The sequence below is a fragment of the Mesorhizobium sp. L-8-10 genome, from assembly GCF_016756635.1.
Lineage (GTDB): Bacteria > Pseudomonadota > Alphaproteobacteria > Rhizobiales > Rhizobiaceae.
On record NZ_AP023263.1, the window covers coordinates 4,989,961 to 5,004,459 of the forward strand.

The following is a 14,499-nucleotide window of genomic DNA, read 5'->3' on the forward strand; positions in this document are numbered from 1 at the left end:
TTTTGAATGCCGGCTTTCTCGCAAGGCCTCGAAAAGGCGCTTCATCAGGCACTCACCCTTGCCAATGAGCGTCACCACGAATACGCGACCCTCGAGCATCTCCTGCTCGCGCTGATCGACGACAACGATGCGTCGGCGGTCATGCGCGCGTGCAACGTCGATCTCGACGAACTCAAGCAAACCGTCCTGACCTACATCGACACCGAACTCGACAATCTGGTCACGGGCTACGACGAGGATTCCAAGCCGACCGCCGGGTTCCAGCGCGTTATCCAGCGCGCGGTCATCCATGTGCAGTCGTCGGGCCGGGAAGAGGTGTCCGGCGCCAATGTGCTCGTCGCCATCTTCGCAGAGCGCGAGAGCCACGCCGCCTATTTCCTCCAGGAACAGCAGATGACGCGCTACGACGCGGTCAACTACATTTCCCACGGCATCGCCAAGCGTCCCGGCGCCAGCGAAAGCCGTACGCCCCGTGGCGCCGAGGAAGACCAGTCCAGCCAGGGCAACGGTGAAGCGGCGGAAGACAACGGCAAGAAGAAGCCGCAGGACGCGCTTTCCGCCTACTGCGTCAATCTCAACCAGAAGGCCAAGTCCGGCCGCATCGACCCGCTGATCGGTCGCGAGTCCGAGATCAGCCGTACCATCCAGGTGTTGTGCCGCCGCTCGAAGAACAATCCGCTCTATGTCGGCGATCCCGGCGTCGGCAAGACGGCGATCGCCGAGGGGCTGGCAAAGCGGATCGTCGAAGGCGACGTGCCCGAGGTGCTCGCCGGCGCGACCATTTTCGCGCTGGACATGGGCACGCTGCTCGCCGGCACCCGCTATCGTGGCGATTTCGAGGAGCGGCTGAAGCAGGTCGTCAAGGAGCTCGAGGATTATCCGGGCGCGGTTCTGTTCATCGACGAGATTCATACTGTGATCGGCGCCGGCGCGACGTCGGGCGGCGCCATGGATGCATCGAACCTGCTGAAGCCGGCCCTGTCCTCCGGTGCGATCCGCTGCATCGGCTCGACCACCTACAAGGAGTTCCGCCAGTTCTTCGAGAAGGACAGGGCGCTCGTACGCCGCTTCCAGAAGATCGACGTCAACGAGCCGTCGGTGGTCGACGCCATCGAAATCATGAAGGGTCTGAAGCCCTATTACGAGGACTTCCACAAGGTCCGCTACACCAACGACGCGATCAAGGCGGCGGTGGAGCTTTCGGCGCGCTATATCAGCGACCGCAAGCTGCCGGACAAGGCGATCGACGTGATCGACGAAACCGGCGCTTCGCAAATGCTGTTGCCGGAAGGCAAGCGCAAGAAGACGATCAGCGTCAAGGAAATCGAGGCCACCATCGCCACCATGGCGCGCATTCCGCCGAAGACGGTCTCGGCGGACGACGAGAAGGTGCTCGCCGGGCTGGAAGATGAACTGCGGCGCGTCGTCTACGGGCAGGACACCGCCATCAGCGCGCTCGCTTCCGCGATCAAGCTCGCCCGTGCCGGCCTGCGCGAACCGGAGAAGCCCATCGGGTGCTACCTGTTCTCCGGCCCCACCGGTGTCGGCAAGACCGAGGTTGCCAAGCAGCTCGCCGCCTCGCTCGGAGTCGAGCTTCTGCGCTTCGACATGTCGGAATATATGGAGCGCCACACCGTCAGCCGGCTGATCGGCGCGCCTCCCGGCTATGTCGGCTTCGACCAGGGCGGCCTGCTGACGGATGGCGTCGACCAGCACCCGCATTGCGTGCTGCTGCTCGACGAGATCGAAAAGGCGCATCCCGATCTGTTCAACATCCTCCTGCAGGTCATGGATCACGGCAAGCTGACGGATCACAACGGCAAGCAGATCGACTTCCGTAACGTAATCCTGATCATGACCACGAATGCGGGCGCCTCCGAGATGGCCAAGGCTGCGATAGGCTTCGGCTCGTCGAAGCGGGAGGGCGACGACATGGAGGCGATCAACCGGCTGTTCACGCCGGAGTTCCGCAACCGTCTCGACGCGATCATTCCCTTCGGGTCGCTCCCGGTTCCGGTCGTTCACCAGGTCGTTCAGAAATTCGTCATGCAACTCGAAGCCCAGCTGTCGGAGCGCGGCGTCACCTTCGACCTGTCGCCGGATGCCGTCGCCTGGCTCGCCGAGAAGGGTTACGACGAGCGCATGGGCGCGCGGCCGCTCGCCCGCGTCATCCAGGAGCACATCAAGAAGCCGCTGGCGGAAGAGGTCCTGTTTGGCAAGCTCAAGAAGGGCGGCACGGTCCGCGTCACGATCGAGACGAAGGAGACCGGTGAAACCGGCCTCAAGCTGGAAACGATCGCCGACGAGGTTCCGGTGAAGCCGAAGAAGGAAGAGCCGAAGAAGGATCCGGCGCCGCGCCGCGCGGCCGCAAAGAAAACGGCCAAGAAGGCCGTTGCGCAGAAGCCAAGACCCGGGGGCAGGGACGGTGCTAAGCGCAGCCTCGTCCCACAGCTGCCCCGTAAGGGCTGAGAGAGGTTCCGGTCAGGTCAAGGCCCCGGCAACGGGGCCTTTCCACTTGGCGGCAGCCCTCGGTTGGCTGGCCCCCGGGATCCACCATCGTGGCGCAACATATCGCCTGGGCCGGGCGCTGACTCGGGGTTCTTTCCCGTGTTAAGCGCAGGAGCGCATGCCTGAAGTCGAACCATCCTTTCCCCCGAGCTTCGATCTGCACTGGACCTGGTTCCGGCGCGGGGTTCGGGCGTCGGTGTCCATTCCCGGCCTGATCCTGACCAGTGCCTTCGTGGGCTTCGCCGGTCTTGCCAAGGACGCTGGCCTCGGCCTCGGCGAGACGGTCTTCATGGTCGCCGTCGTGTGGGCCTTGCCGGCGAAGGTGGTGCTGATCGGCGCTGTCTTGTCCGGCAGCTCTGTCTGGGGCGCGGCCTTCGCCGTGGCGCTTTCTTCCGTCCGGCTGATGCCGATGGTGGTCGCCCTGGTTCCCGAGATGCGCGGGCCGCGGACGCCGAGATGGGTGCTCTACGCGCTCTCGCATTTCGTCGCCGTCACCTCCTGGGTCCTTGCGATGGACCAGTTGCGCCACGTGCCGCGGGATCTGCGCACGACCTACTATGCCGGGCTGGGCGGGACGCTCGTGCTCGCCAACATGGTCGTGGTCGCGGTCGTGTTCTCGATCGCGGGAAGCTTGCCGCCGCTCGTTTCCGCGGCGCTGCTGCTCCTGACGCCGATGTATTTCCTCACCTCGCTCTGGGGATCCGCCAGGGAAAGGGCAGGGCATGTCGCTATGGCGATCGGCCTCGTGCTGGGACCGCTGTTCCACCTACTGCTGCCCGGCTTCGACCTGCTCGCCGCCGGCGTGATCGGCGGCGGTGCGGCGTATGCCTTTCACCTCGCTGCCCGGCCGAAGGCGTCATGATGACCTTCGATGCCCTCGACGCCTGGTGGTGGCCCTTTCTCTTCATCCTGATCGCGGGCTGGCTGGCCACCGACGCATGGCGATTTCTCGGCGTGTATTTCGGCGGGCGGATTTCGGAGGGGGCGGGCTTGCTCGTTCTGGTCCGCGCCGTTGCCACGGCACTGGTGGCAGCGGTGATCGGAAACCTGATCGTGTTCCCGTCAGGCGTGCTGGCCGCGGCGCCGCTCGCCCTGCGTGTCGGGGCGGCGGCAGCCGGGTTCGTCGCTTATCTGTGGCTCGGCAAACGAATCCTCGCAGGCATCGTGGTCGCGGAGGTCGTGCTCGTCGCCGGATTGATGCTCGGTGCCTGACGGCCTGCGCCGCGATTTCTGGCGCGCGGCCGATTTCCCCACCGATGGCGCGGGGCACGACCGTTGGCGACCTGTTTCCCTGAAAGGACGTCAGGCCTCGGAGAGTGCCGCCCTGATCCGCTCGGCATTGGCCGCGAGCACTTCGGGCTTTTCCATCTGGCCGGTATGGGGCTTCAGCGCCACGCCCTCGAAGCGGGGCAGGATATGGACATGGAGATGGAACACCACCTGTCCGCCGGCCTGCTCGTTGAACTGCTGGACGGTGACGCCATCGGCCGAAAACGCCTTCTTGACGGCGCGCGCCAACCTCTGCGTGGTCCTGGCAACGGCTGCAAGGCTATCCTGCTCGACGTCGAGGATGTTGCGCGACGGCTTCTTCGGGATGACGAGGCAATGACCGTCGCCGCGTGGCATGATGTCCATGAAGGCGAAGGTGTCCGTGTCCTCGTAGAGCTTGTGAGCGGGCAACTCGCCGCGCAGGATTTTCGCAAAGACGTTGTTGGTGTCGTAGGCAGCGGTCATCGTGTCCCTCGTCGTTTCGTGCCCGGCGGTGTTCACCGGCGCAGGCGGTCCCAGTGTCGAAGATGGCGGCCCGCCGTCAAGCCGTTCCCTCGTCCTTGCGGAACGGTCCGTGCCCCTCCAGATAGGCGCCCATTCGCGCAACGTCCCGGCGCTCGGCGACGAGATAGTCCGCGACTGCCTTGCGCAGTCCGGGATGGGCGATGTAGTGCGCCGACTGCACCGTCACGGGCAGATAGCCGCGGGCGAGCTTGTGCTCGCCTTGCGCACCGGCCTCGACCACCTTCAGTTTCCTTTCGATCGCGAAATCGATCGCCTGGTGGTAGCACACCTCGAAATGCAGGAACGGATGATCCTCGATGCATCCCCAGTTGCGGCCGTAAAGAGCCTCCGACCCGATGAAGTTGATGGCGCCGGCAATGTAGCGTCCATTTCGCCTGGCCATGACGAGCAGGACGTCGTCGGCCATACGCTCGCCGATCAGTGAGAAGAAGCGCCGATTGAGATAGGGCCGGCCCCATTTGCGCCCGCCCGTGTCCATGTAGAAGGCAAAGAAATCGTCCCATACGGCTTCGGTGATATCGGCCCCCGTGAGCCGGTCGATCGTGATGCCATCGGCCACGGCCTTGCGCCGCTCGGCCTTCAGCGCCTTGCGCTTGCGCGAGGCAAGGGAGGCCAGGAAGTCGTCGTAGCTTCCATATCCTTCGTTGAAGAAGTGGAACTGCTGGTCGTTGCGCACGAGGTAGCCGGCTGCGTCCAGTGCCGTCATGTCGGCCTCCTGCGCGAAGGTCACATGCGCGGACGATACGCCGAGGCGGTCGGTCACCATCTTCAGGCCGGTGGCGAGGGCCGCGCGCAGGCTGCCGGCGTCGCCGTCGGAAGCGACCAGCAGGCGAGGGCCGGTCACCGGCGTGAACGGGACGGAGACTTGCAGCTTCGGATAATACTGCCCGCCGGCCCGTTCGAGTGCATCGGCCCAGCCATGGTCGAACACATATTCGCCTTGACTGTGGGACTTGGCATAACAGGGCACCGCACCGACAAGCCTTCCGTCCGACGTCTCCAGCCTCAGATGGTGGCCCTGCCATCCTGCACGGGCGACAGCACAGCCGGATTCTTCCAGCGCGGTCAGAAAATCAAATGAAAGAAAAGGGTTGTAGTAGTTCTGTGAACTGATTTTCGAGGTTCCTGCGAGCGATTCCCATTCGCTCCTGCGGAAGGCGCCAATGCTGGTGGCGGCTCGGATGGCATAGGCGCCATCCGCTTCCGGTCGTGCGGCTTCGGTCCCGTTACCCATGGCGCTTACTTACGTCTCGTTCCGCAATGCGCAAGGCCTGCACGATCACCTTCATGAGACGAGTGCGGGCTCGAACCCTTCGAACGTCATCTGGTCGGCCTCGGCGAAGGTCTTGTCGACCATCGGCTGGTCGCGCACCGTCCAGGTGATGACAGGCATCGCCAGCCTGTCGCGCACGAAGGTGACGAACGGGTTGGGCAAATGGACGACGCTGTAGGAGACGAAGGAGATGCCGTTGGCGAGCATGGAGAAATGGGCCTCGATCTCGTGCGGCTTGTCTCCCCAGGCGGTGAGACCGGCCGGAATTCCCGACGCCTGCGTCGGGAACTCGCGGATCAGCCAGTGGTCGAAGGACATGATCGCCACCTCGCCCTTGTAGTTGCGCAGCGCCGCGGCGACCTTGGCGACCAGGCCCGCATCCTTGCCGGGAATGCCCTTGAGCTCGATGACGAGGGGCACGCGCCCGCGAACCAGCGACAGCAGTTCGCCCAGCGTCGGCACATGGTCCGCGGTTCCGCCGACACGCAGTGCGCCGAACTCGGCCGCCGTGCGCTGCCACACATAGCCTTCCGTGCCGGTCAGGCGCCTGAGGTCGTTGTCGTGGAAGACGACCACCTCGTCGTCGAGCGTGAGATGCACGTCACATTCGATCGCGTAACCGCGTTCGGCTGCGGCCTCGAAGGCCGAGAGCGTGTTCTCCCAGCGCGCCTTGTTCATGTCGTGGAAGCCGCGATGGGCGACCGGTCTCTTCATAAGCCAGGAAATGTCGCGCATGGCGGTCCTACTCGAACTCGATGATGGCTTCGATCTCGACTGGTGCATTGAGCGGGAGGGCGGCTGTGCCGACAGCCGAACGCGCATGCTTGCCATGGTCGCCGAGCGCGGCGACAAGGAAGTCTGAGGCACCGTTGGCGACGAGGTGCTGCTCGACGAAGTCCGGCGTGGACGCGACGAAGACCGTAATCTTGACCACGCGCCTGATTTTTTCGAGATCGCCGAGGGCCGCCTTGGCCTGGGCAAGGACGTTGATTGCGCAATATTTGGCGGCCTCCTTGCCGGCTTCCACGTCGACGTCGCGACCCAGCAGCCCGGTCGAGGAGAGCTTTCCGTCCTTGAAAGGAAGCTGCCCGGCCGTCAGGAGCAGATTGCCGGAGCGCATGAAGGGAACATAGTTGGCGGCAGGGGCAGCAGCGGCCGGCAGCGTCACGCCGAGATCTGCCAGGCGGGTTTCGATCGTTTGGGCCATGATGCGGTCCTTGTTCGGGGTGGGATGGCGAGAAGCGGGGAAGGTGCTATTTTTGCCTCGCTTCCGCCACGACTTTTTTTATTGTGGCCTATCGATCATCGCGGCCTGATGAAAGGCCGTGCTTCCGGAGTTTTCCTGATGCGCTTGAAGCGCCTTGTCCTGCTTGCCCTGGCCTCTCCGTCGCTGCTCGTAATCCAGCCCGCTTTGTCGGCGCCGATTCTCGCGCCTCATCGCGCCGTCTACGATCTCATTCTCGACAAGGCTTCGGACCGCTCGGGGATCACCGGAATAGCCGGACGCATGGTCTACGAGTTCAACGGCTCGCCCTGCGAAGGCTATACCGTGAAGTTCCGGTTCGTCACCAAGATAGACACGCGCGATGTCTCGCGGCTTACCGACCAGCAGACGACGACTTTCGAAGATGGTGCCGGCAAGTCCTTCAATTTCGTCACGAAATCCTTCGTGGACCAGAACCCCGATCGCGAGGTGAAGGGCTCGGCCCACATCGAGCCGTCCGGCGTGCGGGTCGACCTGGAAAAACCCGACAGGAACACGCTGGAACTTGGCAAGACGCAATTCCCGACCCAGCATCTGATCGAGATGATCGACAAGGCCAACAAGGGCGAGACCTTCTACGAGACGACCCTGTTCGACGGTTCGGAGGATGCCGATCGGGTGATGACCACCACGGTCGTGATCGGCAAGGAGGAGAAGTCCGGCAAGGACGATCCGGAACTCCCCGTCATGAGCGAACTGGCGCCGGAACCCTACTGGCCGGTCGACATCGCCTATTTCGATCTGTCTAAGGCCGGCAGCAGCGGCGAGGAAGTGCCGGAGTACCATATCTCCTTCAAGCTGCATGAGAACGGCGTCACCCGCGATCTCCTGATGGACTACGGCGATTTTTCCATGAAGGGCAAGCTCGTCAACCTGTCGCTGTTCGATGCCCCGAAGGACTGCGACTGAAAAGGACTCCTGGAGAGCCGTGCGTCCGCGTGGATGCACGGAGATTGCCGAGCATGTTAAGCGGCTGCGCGACGACTACTGCAGGGTCGCTGCGCGACACGGTCAGCCGATTCGTCCCGCAGCCGGCCGGACCGCGCAGGGCGCATATCCGCGTGCCCGATCCACTGCCGCTGCACGGTTTCGAAGGCTCGGTCGGCGCGGCGCTCGGCGAGTTGCGCTGCCGCATGCGATCCGCGATCGACTACGTGATGGGCGAACGTGAGGCTGCCGGCGGCTTCAATTCCTATGGCAATCCATTCTATCTTCCCGCAGTTGAGCGCACACTGGGGATATCTGGGTCTTGAAGAGCATCCTGCATCTGCAACGGCGTTTGCTACGCCCGGCTCCATGCGGCGACACGCCGAGAGTGCGGGGCGTCCTGCCGGCCGCAGGGGAGGTCGCATGACGGTCTATGTCGACGATGCGATCTGGAACTGGGCGGGGCGAAGATGGTGCCACATGCTGGCAGACGACATCGCGGAGCTTCATCGCTTTGCCGCACTGCTCGGCATCCATCATCTATCCTATCAGGGACCGCCAAAGACGTCGGCGCCGCATTACGACATCACCGGCTTCGAGCGAGATCGCGCGGTCAGGCTGGGCGCGGTGCCGTGTGGCCGAGAGGAAATCGTGGAGGTCTTCCGGCGCGTGCGCGTGGCGCGGCGGGCAGGGAGCGTGGCGGCATGACCCTGGCGGCATTTTTGGCCTATTGCGCTGCGATCACCCTTGCCGCGGCCACGCCGGGGCCGGCGATGTTCGCTGTCATATCGACGGGACTGTCACGAGGTTTCATGCCGGCCGTCCTTGCCGGCGCCGGTGTCGCCTTGGCCGATGCAATTCTGGTCGTCCTTGCTCTGCTCGGTCTGGTAGCGCTCGTGCAGGCTTTCGAGTGGATACTCCTGGTCCTCAAATATGCGGGCGCTGCCTATCTGGTCTGGCTCGGCGTGAAGATGTGGCGTGCTCCGGCTGCGGCCGAGGGCAAGCCTGCAGGTGGCAGCCGGGCGCGCCCCTTTGTTCTCGGCGCGTCGATAGGCCTGAGCAATCCGAAGGCGATTCTCTTCCACGCCAGCATTATGCCGCTGATCCTCGACCTCGACGTCCTCACCATCACGGACGGTATGGTCGTGATCGCAGTGGTGATCGGCGCGAATGCGGTGGTGATGGGCATCTATGCTGGCCTCTCAACCGGCGCCGCGCGCCTCTTCGGGACGGAACGGCGCATGCGCATGGTCAACCGCATTTCCGGCGGTGCGATGATCAGTGCCGGGGCGCTGATCGCCTCGCGCTGACCGCTTTCCGCGCCAGCCGACCAGGTGCGGGCGCATAAGTCGGGTGCAGGCGCTTGCTTTTCCGGCGCGCAGCCTCTATATGGCCGCCCATTCCACACACGGACATGGGTTACCGGCCGGGAGAAATCCGGCGGAACCTCCGGTGGCGTAGCGGGACCCTCCCGACAACGTCAAGCGTCCGTGGAGGCTCAACCGGAAAGGAAAGTTGTAATGGCTCTGCCAGACTTCAGCATGCGCCAGCTTTTGGAAGCTGGTGTTCACTTCGGCCACCAGACCCATCGCTGGAATCCGAAGATGGCGCCTTATATCTACGGCGCCCGCAACAACATCCACGTCATCGACCTGTCGCAGACGGTTCCGCTGCTTCACCAGGCCCTGAAGCAGGTGTCTGATGTCGTCTCGCGCGGCGGCCGCGTGCTCTTCGTCGGCACCAAGCGCCAGGCGTCCGACATCGTCGCCGACGCCGCGCAGCGTTCGGCGCAGTACTATGTCAATTCGCGCTGGCTCGGCGGCATGCTGACCAACTGGAAGACGATCTCCAACTCGATCCAGCGCCTGCGCAAGCTCGACGAGCTGCTCGCCGGCGAAGCCCAGGGCTTCACCAAGAAGGAGCGCCTGAATCTCGAGCGTGAGCGCGAGAAGCTTGACCGCGCGCTGGGCGGCATCAAGGACATGGGCTCCACGCCGGACCTGATGTTCGTCATCGACACCAACAAGGAGGCGATCGCCATCCAGGAGGCCAAGCGCCTCGGGATCCCGGTCGTGGCGGTGATCGATTCGAATTGCGATCCGGACAAGATCGACTACCCGATCCCGGGCAATGACGACGCGCAGCGCGCCATCGCGCTTTATTGCGACCTCGTCGCCAAGGCCGCGATCGACGGTATCGCGCGCCAGCAGGGCGCGCTCGGGGTCGATCTCGGCGCTTCGGCCGAGGCCCCGGTCGAGCCGGCCCTCGACGAGCGTGCCGCAGGCGACCAGGCCGGCGCCTGATCCGCGAAGGTTCACCGCGACCTTCACATTATCTTGGACTTGGCGCGCTATGTCGCGCTTGCGGGCCGGCGCATCATCGATCCTTCGGTGATGCGCTGACGCGTTGAATATGAAGAGGCGAAAATGAGCATTTCTGCTGCACAGGTTAAACAGCTCCGCGACATGACCGGCGCGGGAATGATGGACTGCAAGGCGGCCCTTGCCGAGACCAACGGCGACATGGAGGCCGCGGTCGATTGGCTGCGCAAGAAGGGTATCGCCAAGGCCGACAAGAAGGCCGGCCGCACTGCCGCCGAGGGCCTGGTCGGCGTCGCTTCCGACGCCAACGGCGCCGTCGTGGTCGAAGTCAATTCCGAGACCGACTTCGTCGCCCGCAATGCCGCCTTCCAGGAGATCGTGCGCAACGTCTCGCAGCTTGCGCTCGCCACCGACGGCTCCTCGGAAGCGGTAGCCGCCGCGGCCTATCCCGGCACCGGCAAGAATGTCGCCGACACCATCAAGGACGCCGTCGGCACGATCGGCGAGAACATGAGCTTCCGCCGTTCGGCCAAGCTTTCGGTGTCCGCCGGCGCCGTCGCAACATATGTCCACAACGCCGTTGCCGACAATCTCGGCAAGATGGGCGTGCTGGTGGGCGTCGAGACCACGGGGAATGCGGAAGCCGCGCGCGCGTTCGGCCGCCAGGTCGCCATGCATGTCGCCGCGACCAATCCGCTCGCCTTGACGGCCGAGGAGATCGATCCGGCAGTGGTTGCCCGCGAGAAGGACATCTTCTCGGATCAGGCGCGCCAGTCCGGCAAGCCCGAGAACATCATCGAGAAGATGGTGGAAGGGCGCCTGCGCAAGTTCTACGAGGAAGTCGTGCTCCTGAAACAGGCCTTCGTGCTCAATCCCGACATCACCGTCGAGAAGGCGCTGAAGGATGCCGAGAAGGAGATCGGCGCTCCGGCGAAGATCACCGGCTTCGTACGTTTCGCGCTTGGCGAGGGCATCGAGAAGGAAGAGAGCGACTTCGCCGCCGAAGTCGCCGCGGCAGTGAAAAAGTAACGCCGCATCAAACGCTTCCCGCCAGTTACTGAAGGGCGCCCCGTGACATGGCGGCGCCCTTCGTGTATCGAGCGGCTCCAGGCGGGATGCAAGGCGGCAGAAGAGGATTGACGAGGAACCAATGACGGCGAAGCCCCTTTACCGGCGTGTCCTGCTGAAAGCGTCGGGTGAGGCGCTGATGGGCGACCAGCATTTCGGAATCGACGTCTCGGTCGTCGACCGCATCGCCGCCGACATCGCCGAGGCAAGGGCGCTCGGCGTGGAAGTGGGCGTGGTGATCGGCGGCGGCAATATCTTCCGCGGCGTCGCCGTCGCCTCCAAGGGCGGCGATCGCGTCACCGGCGACCATATGGGCATGCTGGCGACCGTCATCAATTCGCTGGCCCTGCGCACCTCCCTCGTCAAGATCGGCGTCGACGCCGTCGTGCTCTCCGCGATCGCGATGCCGGAACTCTGCGAAAGCTTCTCGCAGCGCCAGGCGACTTCCTACATGAATGCCGGCAAGGTGGTGATCTTCGCCGGAGGTACCGGCAACCCCTTCTTCACCACGGATTCCGCCGCGGCGCTGCGCGCCGCCGAGATCGGCGCAGACGCCCTGTTCAAGGGCACCCAGGTTGATGGCGTATATTCGAGCGACCCGAAGAAAGACCCCGACGCCGTTCGCTACGACCGCATCAGCCACGAGGAAGTGCTGGTCAGGGGGCTCGCCATCATGGATACCGCTGCGATTGCACTTGCGCGGGAAAACCACATTCCGATAATCGTCTATTCGATACATGAAGCGGGCGGCTTCGGTGCGATCCTCAGGGGCGGCGGACACTGCACCGTCGTCACGGATTAGGGCATGTCGCTCGAAAGGGGGCCCGGTTTCGGGATGGCGACATGCGCAAAGTCAATTACCCGCAGCATGTTGCGTGAACCTTCTTCACACAGCATGCTGCGGGTGCCGCGATCGGGGATCACGCTGCACTCATGCTGGAAGCGAGTTCCGGCGGAGACGGTTTGGTGAAACCGGCGGGTCCGGGTTTGACGTTCCGGGCGCGAGCGCCAGATGAAATGCTAAGATGGCCACACGGGCAGGCGGTTCGGTTTCCGCATCGCGGGTGGAAGGAGACTTCAGGATGAGCAACGGGGTTGATTTCAAGGATCTGCAAAGGCGCATGGACGGGGCGGTGGCCGCCTTCCACCACGACCTCGCATCGCTGCGCACGGGACGCGCGTCGAGCAACCTGCTCGACCCCATCCACGTCCAGGCCTACGGCTCGCCGATGCCGATCAACCAGGTCGCGACGGTCTCCGTGCCGGAGCCGCGCATGATCTCCGTATCGGTGTGGGACAAGCAACTCGTCGGCGCCGTCGACCGTGCCATCCGGGAATCCAATCTCGGCTTCAACCCGATCGTCGACGGCACGACGCTGCGCATTCCTCTGCCGGAGCTCAACGAGCAGCGCCGCAAGGAATTGGTCAAGATCGCGCATCAATATGCCGAGCATGCGCGCGTCGCGGCGCGCCACGTTCGCCGTGACGGCATGGAGCATGCCAAGAAGGCCGAGAAGGACGGCGAGATCGGCCAGGACGAATCGCGTGTCCAGTCCGACCGCGTCCAGAAGCTGACCGATGATACCATCGCCCAGATCGACAGCATGCTCGCCGAGAAGGAAGCCGAGATCATGCAGGTCTGACCGTGGCGGCGCGGTCGGCGAGAAGGCGGTAGGCACGAAATGACGACGCCCGCGCATGTCGCGATCATTATGGACGGCAACGGTCGCTGGGCCAAGGCGCGCGGCTTGCCGCGCGTCGCTGGACACCGCGCCGGCGTCGAGGCGTTGCGCCAGACGGTGCGCGCCGCCGGCGAGATGGGGATCAGCTGGCTGACGGTCTATGCCTTTTCGTCAGAGAACTGGTCTCGGCCGAAATCCGAGGTCAGCGACCTGATGGGTTTGCTGAAGCTGTTCATCCGACGCGACCTGGCGGAACTTCACCGGAACGGCGTGCGCGTCCGCGTGATCGGCGAGCGGGAAAATCTCGCCCCGGATATCCGGGCGCTGCTCGAAGAGGCGGAAGACCTCACCCGTTCCAACCGCTCGCTCAATCTGGTGATCGCCTTCAACTACGGCTCCCGGGACGAGATTGCGCGAGCGGCCCGCAATGTGGCGATGGCGGTCAAGTCCGGCCAGATCGACGCCGATTCGATCACCGCGGAGTCGTTCGCCGGCTTCCTCGATACGGCAGGAATTCCCGACCCCGATCTCATCATCCGGACGAGCGGCGAGTTGCGCCTGTCGAACTTCCTGCTCTGGCAGGCAGCCTATGCCGAACTGGTGTTCCTGCCGTGCTATTGGCCGGATTTCGGACGAGCTGACCTCGCCGAGGCCTTGCGCAGCTTTGCTTCGCGTGAAAGGCGATTCGGCGGCGTCATCGCAAGCGACATCGCCTTATGACCAATGGCGCGACCAAGCCCGCCGGGCGGTTGAGCAACCTGCAGATGCGGATCATATCGGCGGTCGTGCTGGGCATTGTCGTTCTGGCGCTCACCTGGCTCGGCGGGGCGGCTTTCAGGCTGCTTTGCGCGGTGATTGCGGCGGCGATCTTCTATGAGTGGACCAGGATGTCGCGACCCGCAGGCATAGCCCCGCACCAGATGGTCGCGGCGGCGTTGCTCGCCGTGGTGCTGCTCGTGTTCCTTGCGCAGCCTTCCGCCGCTCTCGTCTTCGGCGCCGCGGCCGGCGCGGTCGCGCTCTGCGCTCTGGACTCCAGGTTGCGCGGTCAGCAAGCGGGCACGACGGTCGGGCTGGCCTATGCCGCGCTCTCCGGCATATCGCTTGCGCTGCTGCGCGACGACGACCGTGAAGGCTTGATGGCGATGCTTTTCCTGTTCGCGACCGTATGGGCGACCGACATCATGGCCTATTTCGTCGGGCGGGCGCTGGGCGGGCCGCGGCTCGCCCCCGCCATCTCTCCCGGCAAGACCTGGAGCGGGGCGATCGGCGGGGCTGCCGGAGGCGTCCTTGCCGGGGGAGCGGTGGCAGCCGTCACCGGTCATGGAGGTCCCGCGCTGCTGGTGACGGCGTTGCTGCTGTCGGTTGTCTCGCAGGTCGGCGATCTTTTCGAATCGTGGGTCAAGCGGCGCCACGGCGTGAAGGATTCCAGCGGGCTGATCCCCGGGCACGGCGGCGTGATGGACCGCGTCGACGGGCTCGTGGCGGCGGCCTTCGTGCTGTACCTGATCGGCGCTCTGCTCGGCGGTGCGGACCGGCCCGCCCATGGCCTGTTCGTCCTGTGAGGGAGGCGCCGCCGTGCCCCGAGCGGATCCGCCCGCCGGAACGCGTAAGCCCCGTGACAGGTCTTCCTGCGAAGGTCAAACTCCAGCGTCACGGATTCGC

At 64.5% G+C, this 14,499-nt stretch carries 17 protein-coding genes; 13 read left to right on the plus strand and 4 right to left on the minus strand.

The window, feature by feature from the left end:
• Nucleotides 1-6: 6 nt before the first annotated feature.
• The 3 genes from clpA (at nucleotide 7) to JN280_RS23100 (ending at nucleotide 3,720) form a co-directional block, all read left to right on the plus strand.
• On the plus strand, nucleotides 7-2,469 hold the full coding sequence (gene clpA / locus JN280_RS23090; protein WP_202305680.1) for an ATP-dependent Clp protease ATP-binding subunit ClpA: 2,463 nt from the start codon (nucleotides 7-9) through the stop codon (nucleotides 2,467-2,469).
• A gap of 157 nt (nucleotides 2,470-2,626) precedes the next feature.
• A complete protein-coding gene (locus JN280_RS23095; RefSeq protein ID WP_202305681.1) occupies nucleotides 2,627-3,370 on the plus strand; it encodes an AzlC family ABC transporter permease in 744 nt (247 codons plus the stop codon).
• Entirely contained in the window at nucleotides 3,370-3,720 is a 351-nt protein-coding gene (locus JN280_RS23100; RefSeq protein WP_202305682.1) for an AzlD domain-containing protein, read from the plus strand. Before JN280_RS23095 ends, JN280_RS23100 begins: the two co-directional genes overlap by 1 nt.
• A 90-nt stretch (nucleotides 3,721-3,810) precedes the next feature.
• Here JN280_RS23100 and JN280_RS23105 read toward each other — a convergent pair whose 3' ends face one another.
• The 4 genes from JN280_RS23105 to JN280_RS23120 all read right to left on the minus strand — a co-directional run bounded on the left by JN280_RS23105 (nucleotide 3,811) and on the right by JN280_RS23120 (nucleotide 6,782).
• Entirely contained in the window at nucleotides 3,811-4,242 is a 432-nt protein-coding gene (locus JN280_RS23105; protein ID WP_202305683.1) for an HIT family protein, read from the minus strand.
• Between the two features lie 76 nt (nucleotides 4,243-4,318).
• Nucleotides 4,319-5,536 (minus strand): GNAT family N-acetyltransferase, encoded by a 1,218-nt coding sequence (locus tag JN280_RS23110; RefSeq protein WP_202305684.1) that lies wholly within the window; start codon nucleotides 5,534-5,536, stop codon nucleotides 4,319-4,321.
• Nucleotides 5,537-5,587: 51 nt separating this feature from the next.
• Nucleotides 5,588-6,310: a glycerophosphodiester phosphodiesterase gene (locus JN280_RS23115; RefSeq protein WP_202305687.1), complete on the minus strand. Its 723-nt coding sequence runs from the start codon at nucleotides 6,308-6,310 to the stop codon at nucleotides 5,588-5,590.
• 7 nt (nucleotides 6,311-6,317) lie between these two features.
• Complete coding sequence (locus JN280_RS23120; protein WP_202305688.1) at nucleotides 6,318-6,782, minus strand: RidA family protein; 465 nt, start codon at nucleotides 6,780-6,782, stop codon at nucleotides 6,318-6,320.
• Nucleotides 6,783-6,920: 138 nt separating this feature from the next.
• On the opposite strand from JN280_RS23120, the gene JN280_RS23125 reads away from it, so the two are divergent.
• From JN280_RS23125 to JN280_RS23170, 10 genes are all read left to right on the plus strand, one after another.
• A complete protein-coding gene (locus tag JN280_RS23125; protein WP_202305690.1) occupies nucleotides 6,921-7,748 on the plus strand; it encodes a cell envelope integrity EipB family protein in 828 nt (275 codons plus the stop codon).
• Nucleotides 7,749-7,801: 53 nt separating this feature from the next.
• The gene (locus tag JN280_RS23130; protein WP_202305692.1) at nucleotides 7,802-8,092 is read left to right on the plus strand and encodes a hypothetical protein; all 291 of its coding nucleotides are present in this window, start codon (nucleotides 7,802-7,804) and stop codon (nucleotides 8,090-8,092) included.
• Between the two features lie 97 nt (nucleotides 8,093-8,189).
• Complete coding sequence (locus JN280_RS23135) at nucleotides 8,190-8,474, plus strand: DUF4031 domain-containing protein (protein WP_202305694.1); 285 nt, start codon at nucleotides 8,190-8,192, stop codon at nucleotides 8,472-8,474.
• Nucleotides 8,471-9,076 (plus strand): LysE family translocator, encoded by a 606-nt coding sequence (locus tag JN280_RS23140; RefSeq protein WP_202305696.1) that lies wholly within the window; start codon nucleotides 8,471-8,473, stop codon nucleotides 9,074-9,076. Before JN280_RS23135 ends, JN280_RS23140 begins: the two co-directional genes overlap by 4 nt.
• Before the next feature lie 210 nt (nucleotides 9,077-9,286).
• Nucleotides 9,287-10,069, plus strand: coding sequence for a 30S ribosomal protein S2 (gene rpsB, locus JN280_RS23145; protein ID WP_202305698.1), 783 nt, complete (start codon nucleotides 9,287-9,289; stop codon nucleotides 10,067-10,069).
• A gap of 123 nt (nucleotides 10,070-10,192) precedes the next feature.
• On the plus strand, nucleotides 10,193-11,116 hold the full coding sequence (tsf, locus tag JN280_RS23150; RefSeq protein WP_202305700.1) for a translation elongation factor Ts: 924 nt from the start codon (nucleotides 10,193-10,195) through the stop codon (nucleotides 11,114-11,116).
• Between the two features lie 121 nt (nucleotides 11,117-11,237).
• On the plus strand, nucleotides 11,238-11,957 hold the full coding sequence (gene pyrH, locus JN280_RS23155) for a UMP kinase (RefSeq protein WP_202305701.1): 720 nt from the start codon (nucleotides 11,238-11,240) through the stop codon (nucleotides 11,955-11,957).
• A gap of 280 nt (nucleotides 11,958-12,237) precedes the next feature.
• A complete protein-coding gene (gene frr / locus JN280_RS23160; protein WP_202305702.1) occupies nucleotides 12,238-12,798 on the plus strand; it encodes a ribosome recycling factor in 561 nt (186 codons plus the stop codon).
• 39 nt (nucleotides 12,799-12,837) lie between these two features.
• Nucleotides 12,838-13,557 (plus strand): isoprenyl transferase, encoded by a 720-nt coding sequence (locus tag JN280_RS23165; protein WP_202305703.1) that lies wholly within the window; start codon nucleotides 12,838-12,840, stop codon nucleotides 13,555-13,557.
• 29 nt (nucleotides 13,558-13,586) lie between these two features.
• A complete protein-coding gene (locus JN280_RS23170; protein ID WP_202314992.1) occupies nucleotides 13,587-14,399 on the plus strand; it encodes a phosphatidate cytidylyltransferase in 813 nt (270 codons plus the stop codon).
• The last annotated feature ends 100 nt before the right edge of the window (nucleotides 14,400-14,499 follow it).